Genomic DNA, 23,142 nt, shown 5'->3' with positions numbered 1-23,142 from the left:
GCCGCCCACCCTCCGAAAGGGCACCACGCGCATGGAGCAGTACGAGCCCGACCGCCTCTCCCCGGCCCAAGTGGCCGCCATGCGGCGCAGCTTCGCCAACGGCAGGGCCGCCCTCACCCGGCGGTCCCTGCTGCGCGCCTCCACGGGCGGCGCACTCGCCCTCGGCGGTCTCGGGACCCTGAGCGCCTGCGGCATCCCGGCGGCCGGTCAGTCGCAGGGCGGCGTCCCGGCCGAGGACCGCTCGGCCGAGGAGAAGACCGTGACCTTCTCCAACTGGACCGAGTACATGGACGTCGACGACAGCGGCAAGCACCACCCCACGCTGGAGCAGTTCACGAAGCGCACCGGCGTCAAGGTCAAGTACACCGAGGACATCAACGACAACAACGAGTTCTTCGGCAAGATCAAGCCGCAGCTCGCGGCGGGCCAGGACACCGGCCGTGACCTGATCGTCCTCACCGACTGGCTGGCCGCCCGCCTGATCCGCCTGGGCTGGGTGCAAAAGCTCGACGCGAGCAACCTGCCGCACGCCTACGCCAACCTGTCCGCCCAGTTCCGCAACCCCGACTGGGACCCCGGTCGTGCCTACTCGTACGTCTGGCAGGGCATCTCGACGGTCATCGCCTACAACAAGAAGGCGCTCGACGGCGTCGAGGTGACGTCGGTGTCCGACCTGCTGGACAACCCCAAGCTGAAGGGGCGCGTCGGCTTCCTGTCCGAGATGCGCGACAGCGTCGGCATGACCCTGCTCGACATGGGCAAGGACCCGGCCGACTTCACCGCCGACGACTACGACGCGGCCATCGCCCGGCTGCAGAAGGCCGTCGACAAGGGCCAGATCCGCCGCTTCACCGGCAACGACTACACCTCCGACCTGACCAGCGGCGACTTCGCCGCCTGCGTCGCCTGGGCCGGGGACGTCGTCCAGCTCAAGGCGGACAGCCCCGACATCGACTTCCTCATCCCGGACAGCGGCTACATGACGTCCACGGACAACCTGCTCGTCCCCAACAAGGCCCGGCACAAGACGAACGCCGAGCGGCTCATCGACTTCTACTACGAGCCGAAGCCCGCCGCCGAACTGGCCGCGTACATCAACTACGTGTGTCCCGTCGACGGTGTGAAGGCCGAACTGGCGAAGATCGACGAGGACGCGGCGAACAACCCGCTGATCATCCCCGACAAGGCCATGGCGGCCAAGTCGCACGCCTTCCGCTCGCTGAGCTCGAAGGAAGAGACCGAGTTCGAAGAGAAGTTCGCGAAGCTGACGGGGGCGTGACCACCATGACGAACACCACGGGCCCCGGCGGCGACGTCCGCCTCACGGGCATCAGCAAGACCTACGGCTCCTTCACCGCCGTCCACCCGCTCGACCTGACCGTCCCGCAGGGCTCCTTCTTCGCCCTGCTCGGCGCCTCCGGCTGCGGCAAGACCACCACCCTGCGCATGATCGCCGGGCTGGAGGAACCCTCCGCCGGCACCGTCTTCCTGGGCGACCAGGACGTGACGGCCCTGCCGCCGTACAAGCGGCCGGTGAACACGGTCTTCCAGTCCTACGCCCTCTTCCCGCACCTCGACATCTTCGAGAACGTCGCCTTCGGCCTGCGCCGGCGCGGTCTGAAGTCGGTGAAGAAGCAGGTCGAGGAAATGCTGGAGCTGGTCCAGCTCGGCGAGCAGGCCCGCAAGAAGCCGCATCAGCTCTCCGGCGGCCAGCAGCAGCGCGTCGCCGTGGCCCGCGCGCTGATCAACCACCCCAAGGTGCTCCTGCTCGACGAGCCGCTCGGCGCCCTGGACCTGAAGCTGCGCCGCCAGATGCAGCTGGAGCTCAAGCGCATCCAGACCGAGGTCGGCATCACCTTCATCCACGTCACGCACGACCAGGAGGAGGCCATGACCATGGCCGACACGGTCGCCGTGATGAACGGCGGCCGCGTCGAGCAGCTCGGCACCCCCGCCGACCTGTACGAGAACCCGCGCACCACGTTCGTCGCCAACTTCCTGGGCACCTCGAACTTCATCGAGGCCGAGGTGGACTCCACAAGCGGCGAGGAGATCGTGCTCAGGGCGGGCGGCGGCAAGCTCGTCCTGCCCGAGGCGCGATGTTCCGCCCCCGCGACCACCGGCGGCAAGGTGCTGGTCGGGGTCCGCCCGGAGAAGATCGCCCTCACCCACGCGGACGACGCCGGCGAGATCCCGGCGGGCCGCAACCGCATCACCGGCCGGATCGCCGACTCCAGCTTCATCGGCGTCTCGACGCAGTACGTCGTCGACAGCCCGGTCTGCCCGGACTTCGAGGTCTACGCCCAGAACATCGACCGCGACCCCCGGCTCGTGCCCGGCACCGAGGTCGTCCTGCACTGGAACCCGGCCCACACCTTCGGCCTGGACGCCGCCCAGGACGCCGACGCCGGAGTGGAAGAGGCGGCCTGATGTCGACACTCACCGAGGCGCCACCGCCGCTCACCCCGCAGGCACCCGAAGCGAAGCCGCCCAGGCGCCGGGGCCGCCTGACGCCGTACTGGCTGCTGCTGCCCGGCATGCTCTGGCTGGTCGTCTTCTTCGCGCTGCCGATGATCTACCAGGCCTCCACCTCCGTGCAGACGGGCTCGCTGGAGACGGGGTACAAGGTCACCTGGCACTTCGCCACCTACTGGGACGCCCTGTCCGCGTACTGGCCGCAGTTCGTCCGCTCGGTGCTCTACGCGGGCACGGCGACGATCCTGTGCCTGCTGCTGGGCTACCCGCTGGCCTACCTGATCGCCTTCCGGGCGGGCCGCTGGCGGAACCTGATCATGATCCTGGTGATCGCGCCCTTCTTCACCAGCTTCCTGATCCGCACCCTGGCCTGGAAGACGATCCTCGCCGACGGCGGCCCGCTCGTCGGCGCGCTCAACTCGCTGCACGTGCTGGACGTGACCAGCTGGCTGGGCCTGACCGCGGGCGACCGCGTGCTGGCCACCCCGCTGGCGGTCATCTGCGGTCTGACGTACAACTTCCTGCCGTTCATGATCCTGCCGCTGTACACCTCGCTGGAGCGTATCGACGGCCGGCTCCACGAGGCCGCCGGCGACCTGTACGCCCGGCCCTGGACGACCTTTCGCAAGGTCACCTTCCCGCTGTCGATGCCGGGAGTCGTCTCCGGCACCCTGCTGACCTTCATCCCGGCGACCGGTGACTACGTCAACGCCGACCTGCTCGGCTCGACCGACACCCGCATGGTCGGCAACGTCATCCAGACGCAGTTCCTCAGAGTGCTCGACTACCCGACGGCCGCGGCGCTCTCCTTCATCCTCATGGCGGCCATCCTCCTCATGGTCACTTTCTACATCCGCAGGTCCGGGACGGAGGATCTGGTCTAAATGCCCTTCGTCAACTGGCTCAAGAGACATCTCGTCGTCATCGCGGGACTCTTCACGCTCGCCTATCTGCTGCTGCCGAACGTGATCGTCACGGTGTTCTCCTTCAACAGACCGAAGGGGCGCTTCAACTACGAGTGGCAGCAGTTCTCGCTGGACGCCTGGAAGGACCCGTGCGGCGTCTCCGACCTGTGCGGCTCGCTGTCGGTCAGCCTCCAGATCGCCTTCTGGGCGACCCTCGGCGCCACGCTGCTGGGCACGCTCATCGCCTTCGCCCTGGTCCGCTACCGGTTCCGCGCGCGCGGCGCCGTGAACTCGCTGATCTTCCTGCCGATGGCGATGCCCGAGGTCGTCATGGCCGCCTCGCTGCTCACCCTGTTCCTCAACATGGGCGCGCAGCTCGGCTTCTGGACGATCCTCATCGCGCACATCATGTTCTGCCTGAGTTTCGTGGTCACGGCCGTGAAAGCGCGCGTGATGTCGATGGACCCGAAACTGGAGGAGGCGGCACGGGATCTGTACGCAGGGCCCTTCCAGACCTTCGTCCGGGTCACCCTGCCGATCGCGGCACCGGGTATCGCCGCGGGCGCGCTGCTCGCCTTCGCGCTCTCCTTCGACGATTTCATCATCACCAATTTCAACGCCGGCTCGACCGTCACCTTCCCCATGTTCGTCTGGGGCTCGGCGCAGCGCGGAACACCCGTCCAGATCAATGTCATCGGCACGGCCATGTTCGTCGTCGCCGTCCTGCTCGTCCTGGTTTCCATGGTCATCGGAAATCGCCGCAACAGACAAAAGGCATAACCGTAGGGAGTTGAAATCATGGCCGCTGGCGCCATGAATCAGTGGACTCGTTCGCTCTCCGACGCCCAGCCGGTCCCGTACTGGCTGGACGACCCCGGCCGGCCCCGCCCCGAACCGGCGCTCACCACCACCGAGACCTGCGACCTGCTCGTCGTGGGCGGCGGCTACAGCGGACTGTGGACGGCGCTGATCGCCAAGGAGCGCGACCCGCGGCGGGACGTGGTGCTGGTGGAGGGCCGCGAGGTGGGCTGGGCCGCCTCCGGCCGCAACGGCGGGTTCTGCGCCGCCTCCCTCACCCACGGCCTGCCCAACGGCCTCACCCGCTGGCCGGACGAGATCCACACGCTCCAGCGGCTGGGCGCCCGCAACCTCGACGCGATCGAGGCGGCGGTCGCCCGGCACTCCATCGACTGCGACTTCGAACGCACCGGGGAGATCGACGTCGCCACCGAGCCCTACCAGGCGCGGGAACTGCGCGAGTGGCACGAGGAGACGTCCCGCCTGGGCCTGGCCGAGGGCGTCGAGTACCTGGACGCCGACGCCGTACGGGAGCAGGTGGACTCACCCACCTTCCGGGCGGGCCTGTGGGACCGCAGGGGCGTCGCCCTGCTGAACCCCGCGAAGCTCGCCTGGGGCCTGAAGCGGGCCTGCCTGGACCTCGGCGTGCGCGTCCACGAGCACACGCCCGCGCTGGAGCTGAGGCCCTACGGCGCGGGCATGGCCGTGCGCACCCCCTACGGCCGCATCCGCGCCCGCCGGGTCGCCCTCGGCACCAACATCTTCCCGAACCTGGTCCGCCGCGTGCGCTCCTACACCGTCCCGGTCTACGACTACGCCCTCATGACCGAGCCGCTCACCGACGACCAGCTGGCCTCCATCGGCTGGAGGAACCGCCAGGGCCTGGGCGACAGCGCCAACCAGTTCCACTACTTCCGGCTGTCCGCCGACAACCGGATCCTCTGGGGCGGCTACGACGCGATCTACCCCTACGGCGGCCGCGTCCGCGCCGAGTACGACGACCGGCCCGAGACCTACGCCAAGCTCGCCGGGCACTTCTTCACCTGCTTCCCGCAGCTGGAGGGCGTCCGCTTCTCCCACGCCTGGGGCGGCGCCATCGACACCTGCTCCCGCTTCTCGGCGTTCTTCGGCACCGCCCACCAGGGCAAGGTGGCCTACGCGGCCGGATACACGGGGCTCGGCGTCGGGGCCACCCGGTTCGGCGCCGAGGTGATGCTCGACCTGCTGGCCGGGGAGCGCACCGAGCGGACCGAACTGGAGATGGTCCGCAGAAAGCCGCTGCCGTTCCCGCCCGAGCCGTTCGCCTGGACGGGCATCGCCCTCACCAAGTGGTCGCTGGCCCGCGCGGACGCGCGGGGCGGCCGCCGCAACCTGTGGCTGCGGACGCTGGACAGACTGGGTCTGGGCTTCGACAGCTGAGCGGGCCGTCCGACCCGGCCGCGCGGGTGTGAGCCGGTTCACTCCAACGGGAGGCCGGAACCCGCGTAATGACCCCGGCAGGACCCCCTTCTCCCTCGTGGCGGTCGTGGACGCAGCACGCGTCCGCGACCGCCACGAGCTTCACGAGAGAGAAGGGGGTCTTCCTCATGACAGGGGCCAAGACGGCGGTCGAGTGGCTCGCATCCGTCGCACCCGATCCCGAGGCCTGCCGCTGGGAGTGGGAGCGCAACCCGCTCGGGGTCGCACTGCTGCCGGCCGGCAGCGCCTGGGACGTGCTGATCCTGCCCGGCGAACTCGGCTACGCCACGCTCGACGTGCTCAGCCGCGTCCTCGACCGGCCGGGCCCCGTGCTCGTCGACTTCGGCGACGCGCGCATGGGGTTCTTCGTGCCGCCCGGCACCGCCGCCCGCTGGCTCGGCACGGGCATCCGCACCGCGGGCGCCGGCACCTGGATCGTCGTGCCGTACCCGGGGCGCTCCTCGCCCGGTGGCGTCCGCTGGCTGGTCCCGCCGGACGGCTCGGGCCTGCTGACGGACCCCGCCCTGCTGGAACTGGCGATGCACGAGGCGGCCGCGGGTCTGGCCACCCGGAACGGTGACTAGGTCGTGTCCGTAAAGTCCCGTCGTCCGCCCGCAGGGCAGGCGGGACTTTACGGACACGGCCTAGGTGTATTGATCACGAGCGTTGTTAACGGTTGCCGGGCTTGATCATGGCGAAGACCTCCGATGTGGTGGAGCTGTCTAGGAACACACCGCACGGAGGCCTTCGTGTCCCACCGTAATGCCCGGCTGACCGTTCACGGCAGGCGGCTGCTCGTCGAGCGGGTCCGCGCAGGCCGTCCGGTCGCGCATGTCGCGGCCGAGATGGGCATCTCGCGCGTCACAGCCCACAAGTGGGTGCGCCGCTGGCGGGCCGAAGGCGAGCAAGGGCTGCACGACCGCTCCAGCCGGCCCCGCACCACACCGCACCGCACCCCGGCCACGACCGAGGCCCGGGTGTGCCGCCTGCGCCAGGACCGCAAGCTCGGCCCCGCACGGCTGGGACCGATCCTGGGCCTGCCCGCCTCCACCGTGCACCGCATCCTGACCCGGCACGGCCTCAACCGCCTGGCCTTCCTGGACCGGCCCACCGGCCAGATCATCCGCCGCTACGAACGCGACCGTCCCGGCGAACTCGTCCACGTGGATGTCAAGAAACTCGGCCGCATCCCCGACGGCGGCGGCCACAAGGTCCTGGGCCGTCAAGCGGGCCGGGCCACTCGCAGCGCGATGGGCTTCGACTACATCCACTCCGCCGTCGACGACCACAGCCGCCTCGCCTACAGCGAGATCCACGCGGACGAGAAGGCCGCCACCTGCGCAGACTTCCTCCGCCGGGCCGCGGCCTTCTTCCAGACCACGGGCATCGACCGCATCGAACGGGTCCTGACCGACAACGCCTGGCCCTACCGCAAGAGCTTCGCCTGGCAGCAGGCCCTCGCCGACCTCGACGCGACCGGCAAGCTGACCCGCCCCTACCGGCCGCAGACCAACGGTAAGGTCGAACGCTTCAACCGCACCCTGCTCGACGAATGGGCCTACCTCAAGCCCTACACCAGCAACAACGAACGAACAGCAGCCCTGGCAGACTTCCTGCACACCTACAACCACCACCGCTGCCACACCGCACTCGGCGGCCACCCACCGATCAGCCGCGTGAACAACGCCGCGGGCCAATACAACTAGGGCCTGCCGGTGCCGCCCGGGCGTGGCGTCCGCGTCAGGAACAGCCACAGCGACGTCAGCAGCACCGCGCTCAGACACCAACTGGCCACCACGTCCAGCGGCCAGTGGTAGCCGCGGCGGACCAGGCCGTAACTCACCCCGAGCACGAGGACGGCGCAGACGGCGACCAGGGCCCGGCGGGCGGGGGCGGTGCGCAGCCCGGGGAGCAGGAGCAGGGTCGCGCCGCCGTAGGCGACGGCGGCCGTGGCGGTGTGACCGGAGGGGTAGTAGCCGGTGCCCGGGGGGACGAGCGGCGGGCCCGGGCGGTCGGTGAGCTCCTTCAGCGGGACGACCAGCGCCGGGACCAGCGCCATGAGCAGGGCGGCGGCGACCACCGGCAGCCACCGGCGGCCGGTGCCGTCGCGGTGGGCGCGCACGGCGGCGTACCCGGCGGCGACGGCGAGGACCGGGACCGCCACCCCGACGTTGCCCAGGTCCGACAGGAGTTCGGAGAACCGATCGGGGCCGGCCAGCACACGGCTGAGCCGCTCGTCGAGCCGCAGCAGCGGGCCGTCGGCGACGACCTGCCAGGTGATCAGGGCGAAGAGCAGGGCGGGCGCACCGAGCAGCGGGACCAGGGCGCCGGGGCGGGCGCGGGGCGGGGCGTGTTCCTGGTGCGCGGAGATCGGCATGGGGCCCAGCTTGGCACGAGCGCGGACGTCCACGAGCGGGCCTGTCGGTGCCGGGTGCGACACTGCCCGGCATGACGGCACCGAACGCGAAGGCGGACCTGCTCCGCTACCTGCAGGACGCCCGGGACGCGCTCCTGTGGAAGCTCGAAGGGCTCTCCGAGTACGACGCCCGCCGCCCGCTCACCCCGACCGGGACCAATCTGCTCGGGCTGGTCAAGCATGTCGCCGGGGTGGAGCTCGGGTACCTCGGGGACACGTTCGGGCGGCCGTACTTCACCGCGGAACCGCCGCCGCCCTGGTGGTACACGCGGGACACCGAACCGAACGCCGACATGTGGGCCACGCCGGACGAGTCCCGTGAGCGGATCGAGGACCTCTACCGGCAGGCGTGGCGGCACTCGGACGCGACGGTCGCGGCCCTGGACCTGGACGCGACCGGCCGGGTGCCGTGGTGGCCCGAGGAGCGGCGGGAGGTGACGCTGCACCACGTCCTGGTGCGGGTGATCGCCGACACGCAGCGGCACGCCGGCCACGCGGACATCGTGCGCGAGCTCATCGACGGGAGCGCCGGCCATATCCCGACCTCGGACAACCTGCCGGAAGGCGACCGGGCGTGGTGGGAGAGCCACCGGGCCCGGCTGGAGCGGGCCGCGCGCGAGGCGTCCGGCGGCTGAGGAGAAGGAGGAGGACAAGAGGGAGGTCGGCCGCCCCGGAACAGGGGGGGTGGTTCCGAGGCGGCCGTCCGGACCGGAACGTCGCGCGCCCCGGGGGGTTTGGGGCGGGCGACCGTCCGATCGGTGAGGAGATCCAGAGCCTCAGGCTCCGGTTGTGTGCGCGAGGGCACGACCAGGTCGAAGCTGGGGAGGCCCCGGCCTGGTGTCACCCACAGTCCCCTGTGGGCGGGGTGTATCTCTCATCTGGGTAGAACCTACGACAGGGGCAGGGCTCAGGACAGGCCGCGGGGCGCCCTGTCATCCACCTCGCACACCTTCTTCACACGCTCTGCCGCTCGCCGCCCCGGTAGCGGAACCGGGGCGGCTCACCTGCCCCGACGGCGCCTCAGATGCGCGCCGCGCGGGCTCAGAGGCGGGCGAAGCCCTGCTCGATGATGTCGAGGCCCTCGTTCAGCAGGTCCTCGCCGATCACCAGCGGCGGCAGGAAGCGGAGGACGTTGCCGTAGGTGCCACAGGTCAGGACCAGCAGGCCCTCCTGGTGGCAGGCCTTGGCGAGCGCGGCGGTCGCCTCCGGGTTCGGCTCCTTGGTGGCGCGGTCCTTGACCAGCTCGATGGCGATCATCGCGCCGCGGCCGCGCACGTCGCCGATGATGTCGAACTTCTCCTGCATGGCCGAAAGCCGCGCCTTCATCACGGCCTCGATGTGCTTGGCCCGGGCGTTCAGGTCGAGCTCGCGCATGGTCTCGATCGCGCCCAGCGCGCCCGCGCAGGCGACCGGGTTGCCGCCGTACGTACCGCCCAGACCGCCCGCGTGCGCGGCGTCCATGATCTCGGCACGCCCGGTCACGGCCGCCAGCGGCAGACCGCCGGCGATGCCCTTGGCGGTCGTGATCAGGTCCGGGACGATCCCCTCGTCCTCGCACGCGAACCACTGGCCCGTGCGGCAGAAGCCGGACTGGATCTCGTCGGCGACGAAGACGATGCCGTGCTCGGAGGCGAACTCCCGGATCGCCGGCAGGAAGCCCTTGGCCGGCTCGATGAAGCCGCCCTCGCCGAGCACCGGCTCGATGATGATCGCGGCGACGTTCTCGGCGCCGACCTGCTTGCTGATCTGGTCGATCGCCTGGGCGGCGGCCTCGGGGCCGGCGTTCTCGGGACCCGTCGGCCAGCGGTAGCCGTACGCCACGGGCACCCGGTACACCTCGGGCGCGAACGGCCCGAAGCCGTGCTTGTACGGCATGTTCTTCGCGGTGAGCGCCATCGTCAGGTTGGTGCGCCCGTGGTACCCGTGGTCGAACACCACGACGGCCTGCCGCTTGGTGTAGGCCCGGGCGATCTTCACGGCGTTCTCGACGGCCTCGGCGCCGGAGTTGAACAGCGCGCTCTTCTTGGCGTGGTCACCCGGGGTGAGCTCGGCGAGCGCCTCGGCGACCTCGACGTAGCCCTCGTACGGCGTGACCATGAAACAGGTGTGGGTGAAGTCGGCGAGCTGCGCCGACGCCCGGCGTACGACGGCCTCGGCGGAGGCGCCGACGGACGTGACGGCGATGCCCGAGCCGAAGTCGATCAGGCGGTTGCCGTCGACGTCCTCGATGATCCCGCCGCCCGCGCGCGCGGTGAACACGGGCAGCACGGAGCCCACGCCCTGCGCGACCGCGGCGGTGCGGCGGGCCTGCAGCTCCTGCGACTTCGGGCCGGGAATGGCGGTGACGACACGACGCTCCTGCGGCAGTGCGCTCATGCGGGGCTCCTGGGGTGGTGCGGACGGGCCTGTACAGACACTGTGACTTCTTTTCCCGCAGGCTAGGGCGGGGGGAGGGGGGTGGGCATGCTCCATGTGGGCGTTGTCGGCACGGCGGCTTGTCCGGGGTGGACATGGCAGTCTCGGCCACCCGTGCCCACGACGCGGCCGCGCAATCGGTGAACTCCCCAGGGGAGGGCGTTAGATTGGCTCGCTGATGGTGGACGGAGCGGCTGGTCAGGGGGCAAGGGCGATGGACAGCGACGGGACGCAGGAAGCCCGGGGCACGCATGCGAACCCCGTGCCGCGTCCGGCAGGGCCACCGGAGATCCCGGCGATGCCTCCCCGGCCGCCCCAGGCGCCGCCGGCGCCGCCGCTGCCGGACGGGTCGGCCTTCCTCGCGTGGCTGCGCGCGCCCCGGCCGGAGGCCGCGCCGGGCGTGTGGCGGTTCGGGCACCGGCCCCGGCCCGCCGAGGAACCCGACGTCACCCCCACCCGGCAGCTGATCAGCGGGGCGCTGATCGCGTTCCTGGTGGGGTGGCTGATCTGGTCGCTGCTGCAGAACGGGTACCTCGGCAACTGGTGGTGGGTGCCCTTCGACCTGATCGTCCCCGACGCCTGGCGCGGCGCCGACAGCGATCTCGGCGAGACCGGCACGTTCCTGGTGTACCGGGGCTACGAGCTGCTCGTAGCCCTGGCGATCATGGTCGGGGTGGCGCGCCTCGGCCGCTGGGGCGAGGTCTGGCGCCGCTTCGTCACCGCGCGCTTCCGCCGGCCCGAGAACCAGGCCGGCCCGACGGCGCCCCAGGACGACCCGGCCCAGTGGAACGAGCTGCGCGCCGCCGGTGCCGTCGACGCGGCCGAGCGGCTGGCCGCCGACGCCCGCTCCGGTCTCATGCGGGACGTCGACCACGCCCGGATCCAGCGGGCCTGGCAGGGCGTGCGCACCGGACGGCACAGCCTCGCCACCTTCAGCACAGCGGTGCTGAAGGACGGCGCCGCCGCCTGCCTCCACCCTTCCGGCTACCGCGACCTGCCGGCCAGGCTCGCCCGCCACGACCTGCTCACCGGGCAGGTACGGCTGGGCACCGCCGTGGACGACGTCCGCAACCCCTACACCTACCGCGGCGCCGGGCTCGCCCTCGGGCCCGACCTGCTGGGCACCTCGCTCGTCGCCGTCGGCCCCGCTGGTTCCGGGAAGACCGGGGCCGTCGTGCGGCCCGTCGCCGAGTCGTTGTGCCTGCACGCCCTGGCCGGGCGGGCCGCCGTCGTGGTGGTCGGCGGGGCCGGAGCCGGGCTCGGACCCGCCGACGCGTACGACGTCGTCGTGCGGATCGGCAACCAGGAGTCCGAGTACGACCTCGACCTGTACGGCGGCACCGGCGACCCGGACGAGGCCGCGGCCGTGCTCGCCGAAGGGCTGGTCGGGGACCTCGCCGATCCGCACCCGGGCAGCGACACCCGGCGCTCCACCACCGTGCTCGCGCAACTGCTCGGCCCGTTCCGCGCCGTCCACGGGCGTTTCCCCTCCGTACCGGAGCTGCGGCAGCTGCTCGACGGGGCGCCGGGGCCGTTCGCCGCGCTGCGGCGGGGGCTGCAGGAGTCCGGGCAGGAGTCGCTGCTGCGCGAGCTCGACGCCCGGGAGCGGCAGATGGGGCAGCCCGGAGACGTCGGCGGGGTGCTGGCCGACCGGGTCGCGCTGCTCGACCGGCCCGCCTTCGCGGGCTTCTTCGACACCTCGGGCCAGTCGCGGCCGTTCACGCTGAAGGCCCTCGACCATCCCGTGCGCGTCCGCATCGACCTGCCCGAGCGCGGGCACGCCGACGCCTCCCGGCTGCTCGCGCGGCTGGTGCTCGCCCAGTTCACGGCCAGCGTCGCCGTACGCGAGGACCGGTCGCTGTTCGCCTGCCTGGTGCTCGACGACGCGACCGGGGTCGTCACGCCCGAGGCCGTGCGCGGCATCCAGCGGCTGCGGTCCGGGAACGCCGGTGTGGTGCTCACCCTGCGGACGCTGGACGACGTGGCCCGGCCGCTGCGGGGGCCGCTGCTGGGTGCCACCGGGTGCCGGATGGCCCTGGCGGGGCTGACGCCCTGGGACGGTCAGGACTTCGCCGAGGTGTGGGGCAAGGAGTGGACCGAGGCCCGTGACGTCACCGACCGGCAGATCATCGCCGAGACCCCGGCCGGCAAGGCGCTGCACGCGGTCCGGCGGGTGATCACCGGCAAGGCGCCGACCGCCCGGGCGGTGACCGTCCGGCAGGTCGAGCGTGAGCGCTGGTCCGCCTCGGAACTGGCCCACGCGGTGCCCGCCGGGCACGCGGTGCTGTCGCTGACCACGGTGCAGGGCGAGCACGCGCCGCCCCTGCTGGTGAATCTGCGGGGCTGAGGGCGCGGTACGCGGGGACCGTACGGTGAGGCAGAATCGTCACAGGTCGTTCATACGCCGCGGCCAAAAGGACACCCCGCGCACACCGCCCTGACGCAGACCTGAAGGCCTCATGCCCCCCACGCTCGCCTCGCTCGTCCACCACTCCGCGCTGAAGCTGACCGTGCGGGCGGGCGAGGACCGTCTGGACGTACCGGTCCGCTGGGCGCACGTCAGCGAGCTCGCCGACCCCGTGCCCTACATGGAGGGCGGGGAACTGCTGCTGATCACCGCGCTCAAGCTGGACGCCGAGGACCCGGAGGCCATGCGGCGCTACGTGCGGCGGCTGGCCGGGGCCGGCGTGGTCGGGCTCGGCTTCGCGGTGGGCGTCAACTACGAGGAGATCCCCCAGGCGCTCGTCGACGCCGCCCGGGAGGAGGGCCTGCCGCTGCTGGAGGTGCCGCGGCGGACGCCGTTCCTCGCCATCAGCAAGGCCGTGTCCGCCGCGATCGCCGCCGACCAGTACAAGGCCGTCACCGCCGGGTTCGCCGCCCAGCGCGAGCTGACCCGGCAGGCGCAGACCGGCGGGCCGGAAGGGCTGCTGGCCGCGCTGGCCGGCCAGGTCGACGGCTGGGCGGCGCTGTACGACGCGTCGGGCGCCGTCGTCGCCGCGGCTCCCGAGTGGGCCGGACGGCGGGCCGCGCGGCTCACCGGCGACGTGCAGCGGCTGCGGGACCGCCCGGCGCCGGCCTCGTCGGTGGTCGGCGGGCCGGAGAACGAGGACCGGGTCGAACTGCACACCGTGGGCACCGGCCGGCGCCCGCGCGCCGCGCTCGCCGTCGGCACCGCCGCCACCCTGGGCACCGCCGAGCGGTACGCCGTGCACTCGGCCATCGCCCTGCTGACCCTGACCACGGAACGCTCCCGGTCCCTCCAGGCGGCCGAGCAGCGGGTCGGCGCGGCGGTGCTGCGCATGCTGCTGGCCGGGGAGCCGGACCACGCGCGGGCGGTCGCCGGGGACCTGTACGGCGGGCTGCTGGACGCGCCGTTCCGGATGCTGGTCGCCGAGCGGGTGCCGGTGTCCGCCTCGGCGGCGCTGGCCCGGGCCGAGGGCCGCGCCGCCGCCCCCGCCCCCGACCGGTCCTCCGCCGCCGCGCTCGCCGCGGCCGACCCGGGCGGCGACCCCCTCGCGGCGCTCGCCGACGTCGTGGAGTCCGCGGCGGCCCGGGCCGGCGAGGCCGTGCTCGTCGTGCCGGAGGGGGAGCGGCTGGTGGTGCTGGCCGCGGACGGCGGCGCCGCGGCGGCGGCCTGCGCCGAGTACGCGGCCGCCCTGGAGGCGGCGCGGCGCACCGTGCGGGAGAAGGTGCCCGGCGGCGAGGAGGACGAACTGGTCGTGGGCCTGTCGGCACCGGCCGGGCCGATCGCCGCGTCGGCCGCGTACAAGCAGGCCGAGCAGGCCCTGTCGGTGGCCAGACGGCGCGGACGCGTCCTGGTGGAGCACGAGCGGATGGCGGCCGGGTCCGTACTGCCGCTGCTCGCCGACGACGCCGTACGGGCGTTCGCCGACGGCATGCTCCGTCCGCTGTACGAGCACGACGCCACGGGCCGCGGCGACCTGGTCGCCTCCCTGCGCGCCTGGCTGTCCCGGCACGGCCAGTGGGACGCGGCGGCGGCCGACCTCGGCGTCCACCGCCACACCCTGCGCTACCGCATGCGCCGCGTCGAGGAGATCCTGGGCCGCTCCCTGGACGACCCGGACGCCCGGATGGAACTCTGGCTGGCCCTGAAGGCGACCGGCACGGACTAGCCAAACCGTAGTGTCCGGGGGTGTCACTGCTACGGCCCGGACAAGCGCCCTTCGGCCGCTCCGCCCCTACCGTTGGTCCCGTACCACTGGATCACCCCCAACGCCGAAGGGCCGGAACGAACATGACCTCCACCCACGCCTTCTGGCTCGCCGGCCGCCAGGCCACCGGCGAGGACACCTTCGACGTCACCTCCCCCTGGGACGGGCGGCTCGTGGGCACGGTGAGCGTGCCGACGGACGCGCAGGTCGAGGAGGCCGTGGCCGCCGCCTACGCCGTGCGCGACGAGTTCGCCGCCACCCCGGCCCACGTGCGCGCCGCCGCCCTCGACCACGTCAGCAGGCGCCTCGCCGAGCGCACCGAGGAGATCGCGCGGCTGATCTCCGCCGAGAACGGCAAGCCCATGAAGTGGGCGCGCGGCGAGGTCGGCCGTGCCGTCTCCGTGTTCCGCTTCGCGGCCGAGGAGGCCCGGCGGTTCAACGGCGGTGAGGCCCAGCGCCTCGACACCGACCTCGGCGGCCAGGGCCGGCTCGCCCTCACGCGCCGGTTCCCCAAGGGCGTCGTGCTGGGCATCGCGCCCTTCAACTTCCCGCTGAACCTGTGCGCCCACAAGGTCGCCCCGGCCGTCGCCGCCGGCGCCCCGATCATCCTCAAGCCGGCTCCCGCCACCCCGCTGTCCGGCCTGATCATCGGCGACCTGCTCGCCGAGACGGAGCTGCCCGCCGGCTCCTGGAGCATCCTGCCGGTCGCCAACGAGAAGATGCCCGCCCTGGTCCAGGACGAGCGCCTGCCCGTGATCTCCTTCACCGGCTCCGAGAAGGTCGGCTACGCGATCATGGACTCGGTGCCGCGCAAGCACTGCACCCTGGAACTGGGCGGCAACGGCGCGGCCGTCGTCCTCGCCGACTGGGCGAGCGACGAGGACCTGGAGTGGGCGGCGAACCGCATCGCCACCTTCTCCAACTACCAGGGCGGCCAGTCCTGCATCTCCGTCCAGCGCGTCATCGCCGACGCCTCGGTGTACGACCGGCTGCTGCCGCGCATCGTCGCCGCCGTCGAGGCCCAGGTCACCGGTGACCCGAGCGACGACGCCACCGACGTCGGCCCGCTGGTCAGCGAGGACGCCGCCAAGCGCGTCGAGACCTGGGTGCGGGAGGCGGTGGACGCCGGTGCGCGGCTGCTGACCGGCGGCAAGCGCGAGGGCGCCTCCTACGCGCCGACCGTCCTGGCCGAGGTCCCGGCCGACGTGACGATCTCCTGCGAGGAGGTCTTCGGGCCGGTGCTCACCGTGCAGAAGGTCGACGGCGAGGCCGAGGCCTTCGCCGCCGTCAACGACTCCAAGTACGGCCTCCAGGCGGGGGTGTTCACGCACGACCTGCAGACCGCCTTCCGCGCCCACCGGGCCCTGGAGGTCGGCGGCGTGGTCGTCGGCGACGTCCCGTCCTACCGCGCCGACCAGATGCCGTACGGCGGTGTGAAGCAGTCCGGTGTGGGCCGCGAGGGCGTCCGGTTCGCGATGGAGGACTACACCTACGAGCGGGTGATGGTCCTGACCGGAATCACTCTCTAGCTTATGGGAACCATTTTCATATAGGCTCTGCGAAGGGGCCCGGCACCGATGCCTTCCGGTGCCGGGCCCCTCCTTCGTGCCGGCCTGTTCCGGACCCTCAACCGGAGAAGCCGACGTGCGCGAGCCGCAGCGGGCCGCGCAGCGCGAGGTGCACGTCGTGGACGCCCGCGGCGGCGACGGCGGCGACCAGCGGCACGTAGTCGTACGGGCCCGCGGTCGGCGCGGCGGTCGACAGCACCGCGAGCACCGGGCCGCCGTCCAGGGACAGCTCCACCGTGCCCCCGCCCGCCACCTCCATCGTCACCCCCGAGACACCGGTACCGAAGTCGCAGGCCCGGTAGACGAGTTCCCCGCTTGAGCCGTCGGCCGGTGTCACCGCGTCGCCCGACACCTTCGTCCGGTCCACGATCTCGATGCCGCGCTGCTCGTCGAAGGAGGCGGCGGCCAGGCCCTCCGTGACGGCCGCGCGCGGGAGGGCGGGCTCACCGGCCGGCGTGACCCGCGCCCGCAGCCGGATGTCCTCGCTGGAGGCGCCGGCCAGCAGCTCGTAGGCGCCCGGCTCCACCCGCCACCGCTCCCGGGCCACGTCCCAGAACGCCAGGGCGGACAGCGGGACGTCGAAGGTCAGCCGTGCCGTGGCGCCCGGGGCGAGCGTGATCCGGCGGTGGTCCAGCAGCTCGCGGCGCGGACGCGGCCGGGACGGGTCGACGGCCCGCCCGTAGAGCTGGGCCACCTCGTCGGCCGTGACCGGGCCGGTGTTGGTGACCGAGAAGGAGACCCGCACCCCCTCCTCGCCGGCCGTCGCGGTCAGTCCGTCGTAGGCGAACGACGCGTAGGACAGGCCGTGCCCGAAGGGGAACAGGGGGGTGCCCTCGAAGTAGAGGTACGTCTGGCGGCTGCCGATCACGTCGTAGTCGAGCAGGCCGGGCAGGTCGGCGTCGGAGGCGTACCAGGTCTGCGGCAGGCGGCCGGCCGGGGAGACGTCGCCGGCCAGGACCCGGGCCAGGGCGGTGCCGGCCGCCTGGCCGCCGTGCGCGGTCCACAGCACCGCCGGCAGCTCCGCCGGGTCGACGGCGTACGGGTAGGCGCTGACCAGGGCCAGCACGGTGGCCGGGTTGGCCGCGCGGGCCGCCCGCAGCAGCCGCTCCTGGTGGTCCGGCAGCCGCAGTGTCGTACGGTCCTCGGTCTCCCGGCCGCCCAGGTGCGGGTCGTTGCCCGCGACCACCACGACCACGTCCGCCCGGGCGGCGGCCCGCGCCACCGCCTCCTCGCCGCGCTCGGCGACGACCAGCTCGAAGACCTCGGGATCCTCGTCGGCAACCTTCACGCCGTCGGCGGAGACACAGACGTGCCGACCCGTTCCCAGGTGCTTGAGGAGGTGCCCGTCCCCGTGCGGTTCCAGAGCGAACGTCTCCTGCACGACCCAGCCGCCCGGCTGGTCGGCGGCGGCACGGACGTACCCGTCCTCGGCGACCGAGAGGTAGCGGCCGTCGGGCGCCCGCAGGGTCAGCACGCCCCCGCCCCAGTCGACCAGGGCCAGTTCGGTGCCGGCCGCGTCGGTGGTGAGCGGGGGCAGGTCGGTGCGGCCCGCCAGCAGCGCCGGGTCGAGCGCGCCCTCGGCGCCGCGCACCTCGTCGGCGGCGTCCCCGGCCACCGGCACGCGCAGGAACGCGCCCGACGCCGTGCGCAACCGGATGCGGTCCACGCCCTCGGCGAACTCCACCCGCTCCGCGCCGAACCGCTCGTACAGGCCCTCCAACGGGGTCGAGCGGTGGAGGAGGGTGCCGCTGTACCAGTCGAGCTTGCACTCGTCGGCGAGCAGCCCCACCACGGCGACGCGGGTGCCGGGGGCCAGGGGCAGCAGCCCGTCGTTCTTCAGCAGCACGATCGCCTGCTCGGCGGCCTCCTGCGCCAGGGCGCGGTGCTCCGGGGTGTCGAACGCGGCCGTCGCCTCGTGCGGGTCCTCGCGCGGGTCGAACTCGCCGAGCCGGAAGCGCACCGAAAGCTGGCGGCGCACGGCCGTGTCGACGTCCGCCTCCGTCAGCAGGCCGCGCTCCAGGGCCCGCCGCAGCCGCCCGGTGATCGGCGAGGAGTCCGTGCCGTGGTCGGTGAAGCTGTCGACGCCCGCCACGAGCGCGGCGGCGGTCGCCTCCTCGTGCGTGTCGAAGTAGTGCTCGGCGTCGACCAGGTTGCTCGGCGCGCCCGCGTCCGAGCAGACCAGCAGCTCCTGGCCGGTCCAGGTGCGCAGGTGCTCGCGCAGATGGGGCGAGACGTGGTTGGGGCGGCCGTTGACCAGGTTGTACGCCGGCATCACCCCGGCCACCGCGCCCGCCTCCACGGTGGCGCGGAAGGCCCGCAGGTCGTACTCGTGCAGCACGCGCGGGCGCACCGAGCTCGACGAAGTGGTGCGGTCCGTCTCGTTGTTGTGCGCGAGCCAGTGCTTCAGCACGGGCGCGGTGCGCCAGTACACCGGGTGGTCGCCGCGCAGGCCGCGCGTGTAGGCGGTGGCGATCGCCGAGGTCAGCCGCGGGTCCTCCGAGTAGCCCTCCTCGTTGCGGCCCCACAGGGGGTGGCGCAGCAGGTTCACCGTCGGGGCCCAGACGTTGAGGCCGACCCGGTCGTCCTTGGCGCGCATCGCGCGGACCTCCCGGGACACGGCGTCGCCGACCCGCCGCACCAGCTCGGGGTTCCAGGTCGCGCCGAGCCCGACGGCCTGCGGGAAGACCGTCGCCGGACCCATCCAGGCCACGCCGTGCAGCGCCTCCTGGCCGGTGCGGAACGCGGCGATCCCGAGCCGTTCGACGGCGGGCGCGAACTGGTGGAGGAAGGAGATCTTCTCGTCGAGGGTGAGCCGTCCCAGCAGGTCGTCGACCCGTTCCGCGAAGGGCAGCCGCGGATCACGGAACGGTTCGGTGGGTGGCGTGTGTGCGGTCACGTGGGGATCCCTTGCACTGAATCGGCCAGGCGCTTTCGAAGCGCTTCGATGCTGGTTCGACGACCGGTCGGGTGTCAAGGGAGCGGCGTCAACCCTTCAAGTGGGGTACAAAAAAGCTCGCGACCGAGCCCACGAGGAAGTTTCGGAACGACCCTTGTGCGCCCTGGGGCGGTCACTTAACCTCACAGCAACATCGAAGCGCTTCGACTGGCGAGCCCCGGTGCATCGGTCGAAGTCCCGCTTCAGCTCAGCCAGTTCCACTCGAGACACCACAGCCGACGGCCTCCGCCGGGTGTCCTGGTGTGCCATGAAGGGTTGACGCAATGACGCCGAACGCCGCCTCCGCCTCCTCGGGACCGAGCCGGAGAAGTTTCCTCGCCTCCACGGCGGTCGCCACCGCAGCGGTGGCGGGTGGGATGCCGCTGCTCGCCGCGTGCGGCGGTTCGGACGGCGGGTCGCGCGACGGCACCACCTCGGGCAAGGACGCCGAGAAGATCCTGCCCGCCTTCGTGGCGAGCAACGTGGTGAAGCCGGACATCCCGTCGAAGAACGGCTCGGCCGCCGGCTTCACCGGCAAGCTGGACCTCGCCACCCTCAAGACGTCCGTGCCGAAGAAGCTCGGCAAGGGCGGCAAGGTCACCGTCATGGCGCCGTTCTGGGGCTCGCCGCCGAAGCAGGGCAACGCCTACTACACGGCGATGAACGACCTGATCGGCGTCGACGTCGTCTGGCAGAACCAGGACGGCAACACCTACGACCAGAAGCTCGGCGCGGTCCTCGCCTCCAGCGACGTCCCGGACGTGGTGGTCGTCCCCGGGTGGAACATGGGCGGCAAGATACCCAGCGCCATCATCAGCAAGTTCGCCGACCTCGGCCCCTACCTGTCCGGGGACGAGGTCAAGGAGTACCCGAACCTCGCCGCGATCCCGACCGACGCCTGGCGGCGTTCCATCTTCGGCGGCAAGCTGCGCGGCCTGCCCATGCCGGCGCCGTCCGCCCCCTCCATGGTGCCCCTGTACCGGCAGGACGTCTTCGAGAAGGAGGGCTACGAAGTCCCGCAGTCCTGCGACGAGTTCATGGACCTGGCCAAGGAGATCACCAACGCCAGGGCCAAGCGGTGGGCGTGCCTGGACATGAAGTGGACCGCCTTCCAGGCCTTCGGTGTGCTCTCCGGCAGTGAGAAACCGCTCGGCTGGAACCTGGTCGACGGCAAGCTCGTCAACCGCATCGAGACCGAGGAGTTCCTCGAGGCCCTGGAGTGGTCCCGCAAGCTCTTCGCCGCCGGGGTCGTCCACCCCGACTCCAAGATGGGCAAGAACGCCCCCGACCCGGGTCCCAAGTTCGCGGCGGGCGAGTTCCTGATCTACCCCAACAACATCTCCCAGTGGTGGGGCCGCACCGCCGAACAGGCCACGCAGAACCCGGAGTTCAAGATCTGGGGCATGGACGTCTGGGGCCACGACGGAGGCGATCCCACCCTGTGGGCCGATCAGCCCGCCGGCATCTTCGCCTTCGTCAGCGAGAAGGCCTCCGAGTCGGTCGTCCGCGACGTGCTGGCCGTCGCCAACGTCACCGCGGCGCCGTACGGCACCAAGGAGTACATGATGACCAACTACGGCGTCGAAGGCACCCACTACACCGTCGAGGACGGCGTCCCGGTCAAGACCGACAAGGGCAACATCGAGGTGATGAACGCCTACGTCATGGTCGCCTCTCCCGCCGCGACCCTCGCGCACCCCGACTTCCCCGAGGTCGCCAGGGGCCAGGTCGAGTGGCAGCAGCGGATGGGCGCGTTCGCCAGGAAGTCCTCCTTCTGGGGCATGCAGATCACCGAGCCCGCCCGGTACACCAACCTCACCAACGACGTCGAGCAGCTCGAGGACGACATCGTCCGCGGCCGGAAGAAGATCAGCGACATGCAGCAGTTCGTCTCCGACTGGAAGAGCAAGGGCGGCGACAAGCTGCGCGACTGGTACCGCGAGCTCCTCGACGAGAACGGCTCGGCGGCGAGCTGACCCGGCCCTGAGGCAAGGAGAACAGCCGTGTCACACAGCACGGTGCCCCGCAGCGGTACCGAGGCCGCAACGCCCGAGACGACCCCGGTGGCGCCCGGTGACGTCACCGGATCCCGAAAGAGGCCGCCCGAGGCCGGACTGAGCCTCCGGCACAGGTTCCGGCGCGATCGCGTCCTGCTCCTCATGACCCTGCCGGCCGTCCTGCTGGTGCTGGTCTTCAACTACCTGCCCATCCTCGGCAACGTCGTCGCCTTCCAGGACTACGACCCCTACATCAGCGACAACGGCGTCGTCTCCATCCTGAACAGCCCCTTCGTGGGCCTGGAGAACTTCCAGCGGATCTTCGAGGACTCGGCCTTCTGGAACGCCGTCGAGAACACGCTGGTGCTGTTCTTCGTCCAGCTCGTGCTGTTCTTCCCGATCCCGATCCTGCTCGCGCTGCTCATCAACAGCGTGGTCCGGCCCCGTGTGCGGGCCGTCGCGCAGGCGGTGCTCTACCTGCCGCACTTCTTCTCGTGGGTGCTGGTCATCGCCGTCTTCCAGCAGATGTTCGGCGGCGCGGGGATGCTCTCCCAGCTGCTGCGGCGGAACGGGTACGACGGCATCGACATCATGACCAACCCGGACACGTTCGCCTTCCTGCTCACCGCGCAGAGTGTGTGGAAGGACGCCGGGTGGGGGATCATCGTCTTCCTCGCGGCCCTGGCCTCGGTGTCCCAGGACCACTACGAGGCGGCCGCGATGGACGGCGCCGGACGCTGGCGCCGCATGTGGCACGTGACGCTGCCCGCCCTGCGACCGGTGATCGCGCTCCTGCTCGTGCTGCGCGTCGGCGACGCCCTGACCGTCGGGTTCGAGCAGATCCTGCTGCAACGCGACGCCGTCGGACCGGGAGCGGGGGAGGTCCTCGACACCTTCGTGTGGTGGAACGGCGTGCGCAACCAGGACTTCAGCTACGCGGCCGCCGCCGGTCTCGTCAAGGGCGTGGTCAGCATCGGCCTGGTCCTCGCCGCGAACAAGGTGGCCCATCTCATGGGCGAGCAGGGGGTGTACAAGAAGTGACCGCCGTCGTCGACAAGCCGGCGAACAAGCCGCGCCCGTGGGCCGCACCGCCCCGCCCCGCGTGGGAGGAGGAGCCCTCCAGGGCCGGCCTCGCGGGCAAGGGCATCGCCCTGTCCTTCGCCTGCCTGGCGATCCTCTTCCCGCTGTGGATCGTGGTCGTCACCAGCCTCTCCTCACGGAGGACCATCGACGAGGCCGGCGGCCTGGTGCTGGTGCCCAAGGGCATCACCTTCATCGCGTACCGGGAACTGCTCGGCGGCGGCCAGGTCACCCGCGCCGCGGTCATCAGCATCCTCGTCACCCTGGTCGGCACGCTGTTCTCCATGGCGGTGTCCGTCCTGTGCGCCTACGGCCTGTCCCGCAGCGGTTCCCTCGGCCACCGCTGGATCCTGATGACGTTGCTGGCGACCATGTTCTTCAGCGCCGGCCTCATCCCCACGTACCTGCTCGTGCAGTCCCTCGGCCTGACGGACAGCTACCTCGCGCTGATCCTGCCGAGCGCGGTGAGCGTCTTCAACATCCTGGTGCTGCGGGGCTTCTTCATGGGGATCTCGCAGGAACTCGTCGACAGCGCGCGCATCGACGGTGCCGGGGACGTCCGCATCCTCTGGCAGATCGTCATGCCGCTGTCCCGGGCCGTCCTCGCGGTGATCACGCTGTTCTACGCGGTGGGCTACTGGAGCGCCTGGTTCAACGCGTCGCTCTACCTGAACGACCAGGACATGATGCCGTTGCAGAACGTGATGATCCAGCTCGTGCAGAAGCAGGAAGCGCCGGTCGGTCTCGGACAGGCCATCAAGACGGGTCAGCTGTCGGGACTGGCGGTGCAGATGGCGGTCATGGTGATGGCCCTGTTGCCGGTCGCCGTGCTGTCGCCCTTCGTCCAGAGGCACTTCAAGAAGGGGATGCTCACGGGCGCGGTCAAGGGCTGACACCCCCGGGCTGCCCGCCGCCGCCCGTGT

17 protein-coding genes are annotated in these 23,142 nt (G+C 71.8%); 14 read left to right on the top strand and 3 right to left on the bottom strand.

The window, feature by feature from the left end; genetic code table 11:
• Nucleotides 1-31: 31 nt before the first annotated feature.
• The 7 genes from ACIGAN_RS35235 (at nt 32) to ACIGAN_RS35205 (ending at nt 7,342) form a co-directional block, all read left to right on the top strand.
• Nucleotides 32-1,279 (top strand): spermidine/putrescine ABC transporter substrate-binding protein, encoded by a 1,248-nt coding sequence (locus tag ACIGAN_RS35235; protein WP_399863602.1) that lies wholly within the window; start codon nt 32-34, stop codon nt 1,277-1,279.
• Between the two features lie 5 nt (nt 1,280-1,284).
• Nucleotides 1,285-2,430 carry an ABC transporter ATP-binding protein gene (locus ACIGAN_RS35230; RefSeq protein WP_399863611.1) on the top strand — a complete coding sequence of 382 codons (1,146 nt, stop codon included), beginning with the start codon at nt 1,285-1,287 and terminating at the stop codon, nt 2,428-2,430.
• Entirely contained in the window at nt 2,430-3,359 is a 930-nt protein-coding gene (locus ACIGAN_RS35225) for an ABC transporter permease (RefSeq protein WP_365094305.1), read from the top strand. The genes ACIGAN_RS35230 and ACIGAN_RS35225 overlap by 1 nt, the downstream gene beginning before the upstream one ends.
• On the top strand, nt 3,360-4,160 hold the full coding sequence (locus ACIGAN_RS35220; RefSeq protein ID WP_399863600.1) for an ABC transporter permease: 801 nt from the start codon (nt 3,360-3,362) through the stop codon (nt 4,158-4,160). It abuts the gene before it with no gap.
• 18 nt (nt 4,161-4,178) lie between these two features.
• Nucleotides 4,179-5,597 carry an NAD(P)/FAD-dependent oxidoreductase gene (locus ACIGAN_RS35215; RefSeq protein ID WP_399863598.1) on the top strand — a complete coding sequence of 473 codons (1,419 nt, stop codon included), beginning with the start codon at nt 4,179-4,181 and terminating at the stop codon, nt 5,595-5,597.
• 167 nt (nt 5,598-5,764) lie between these two features.
• A complete protein-coding gene (locus tag ACIGAN_RS35210; RefSeq protein ID WP_365094296.1) occupies nt 5,765-6,220 on the top strand; it encodes a hypothetical protein in 456 nt (151 codons plus the stop codon).
• 165 nt (nt 6,221-6,385) lie between these two features.
• Nucleotides 6,386-7,342 carry an IS481 family transposase gene (locus ACIGAN_RS35205; protein ID WP_399863596.1) on the top strand — a complete coding sequence of 319 codons (957 nt, stop codon included), beginning with the start codon at nt 6,386-6,388 and terminating at the stop codon, nt 7,340-7,342.
• Here ACIGAN_RS35205 and ACIGAN_RS35200 read toward each other — a convergent pair.
• Nucleotides 7,339-8,013, bottom strand: a complete 675-nt coding sequence (locus tag ACIGAN_RS35200; RefSeq protein ID WP_399863594.1) for a phosphatase PAP2 family protein — start codon at nt 8,011-8,013, stop codon at nt 7,339-7,341. The genes ACIGAN_RS35205 and ACIGAN_RS35200 overlap by 4 nt on opposite strands.
• A 71-nt stretch (nt 8,014-8,084) precedes the next feature.
• On the opposite strand from ACIGAN_RS35200, the gene ACIGAN_RS35195 reads away from it, so the two are divergent.
• Nucleotides 8,085-8,687, top strand: a complete 603-nt coding sequence (locus ACIGAN_RS35195) for a DinB family protein (protein WP_365739238.1) — start codon at nt 8,085-8,087, stop codon at nt 8,685-8,687.
• A gap of 406 nt (nt 8,688-9,093) precedes the next feature.
• Here ACIGAN_RS35195 and gabT read toward each other — a convergent pair whose 3' ends face one another.
• The gene (gabT, locus tag ACIGAN_RS35190; protein WP_399863592.1) at nt 9,094-10,428 is read right to left on the bottom strand and encodes a 4-aminobutyrate--2-oxoglutarate transaminase; all 1,335 of its coding nucleotides are present in this window, start codon (nt 10,426-10,428) and stop codon (nt 9,094-9,096) included.
• Nucleotides 10,429-10,681: 253 nt separating this feature from the next.
• Between gabT and ACIGAN_RS35185 the strand changes: the two genes are divergently transcribed.
• The 3 genes from ACIGAN_RS35185 (at nt 10,682) to ACIGAN_RS35175 (ending at nt 16,168) form a co-directional block, all read left to right on the top strand.
• Nucleotides 10,682-12,814 (top strand): ATP-binding protein, encoded by a 2,133-nt coding sequence (locus ACIGAN_RS35185; protein WP_399863590.1) that lies wholly within the window; start codon nt 10,682-10,684, stop codon nt 12,812-12,814.
• A gap of 112 nt (nt 12,815-12,926) precedes the next feature.
• Complete coding sequence (locus ACIGAN_RS35180; RefSeq protein WP_399863588.1) at nt 12,927-14,600, top strand: PucR family transcriptional regulator; 1,674 nt, start codon at nt 12,927-12,929, stop codon at nt 14,598-14,600.
• A 122-nt stretch (nt 14,601-14,722) separates the two neighbouring features.
• The gene (locus ACIGAN_RS35175; RefSeq protein WP_365739230.1) at nt 14,723-16,168 is read left to right on the top strand and encodes an aldehyde dehydrogenase family protein; all 1,446 of its coding nucleotides are present in this window, start codon (nt 14,723-14,725) and stop codon (nt 16,166-16,168) included.
• A gap of 97 nt (nt 16,169-16,265) precedes the next feature.
• On the opposite strand, the gene ACIGAN_RS35170 is transcribed toward ACIGAN_RS35175, so the two are convergent.
• Nucleotides 16,266-19,103, bottom strand: coding sequence for a glycoside hydrolase family 3 C-terminal domain-containing protein (locus tag ACIGAN_RS35170; RefSeq protein ID WP_399863586.1), 2,838 nt, complete (start codon nt 19,101-19,103; stop codon nt 16,266-16,268).
• Between the two features lie 323 nt (nt 19,104-19,426).
• Here ACIGAN_RS35170 and ACIGAN_RS35165 point away from each other — a divergent pair, with 323 nt between their 5' ends.
• From ACIGAN_RS35165 to ACIGAN_RS35155, 3 genes are read left to right on the top strand one after another with little or no spacing between them, the layout of a single operon-like run.
• Nucleotides 19,427-21,118 (top strand): extracellular solute-binding protein, encoded by a 1,692-nt coding sequence (locus ACIGAN_RS35165; protein WP_399863583.1) that lies wholly within the window; start codon nt 19,427-19,429, stop codon nt 21,116-21,118.
• Nucleotides 21,119-21,145: 27 nt separating this feature from the next.
• Complete coding sequence (locus ACIGAN_RS35160) at nt 21,146-22,180, top strand: ABC transporter permease (protein ID WP_399863580.1); 1,035 nt, start codon at nt 21,146-21,148, stop codon at nt 22,178-22,180.
• Complete coding sequence (locus tag ACIGAN_RS35155) at nt 22,177-23,112, top strand: carbohydrate ABC transporter permease (RefSeq protein ID WP_399863578.1); 936 nt, start codon at nt 22,177-22,179, stop codon at nt 23,110-23,112. Before ACIGAN_RS35160 ends, ACIGAN_RS35155 begins: the two co-directional genes overlap by 4 nt.
• Nucleotides 23,113-23,142 lie beyond the last annotated feature (30 nt).

This window comes from Streptomyces sp. NPDC085931 (assembly GCF_044540565.1).
In the GTDB taxonomy this organism is placed as follows: domain Bacteria; phylum Actinomycetota; class Actinomycetes; order Streptomycetales; family Streptomycetaceae; genus Streptomyces.
Note: the sequence above shows the minus strand (reverse complement) of the source record. Positions and strands in the feature narration are given on the sequence as shown.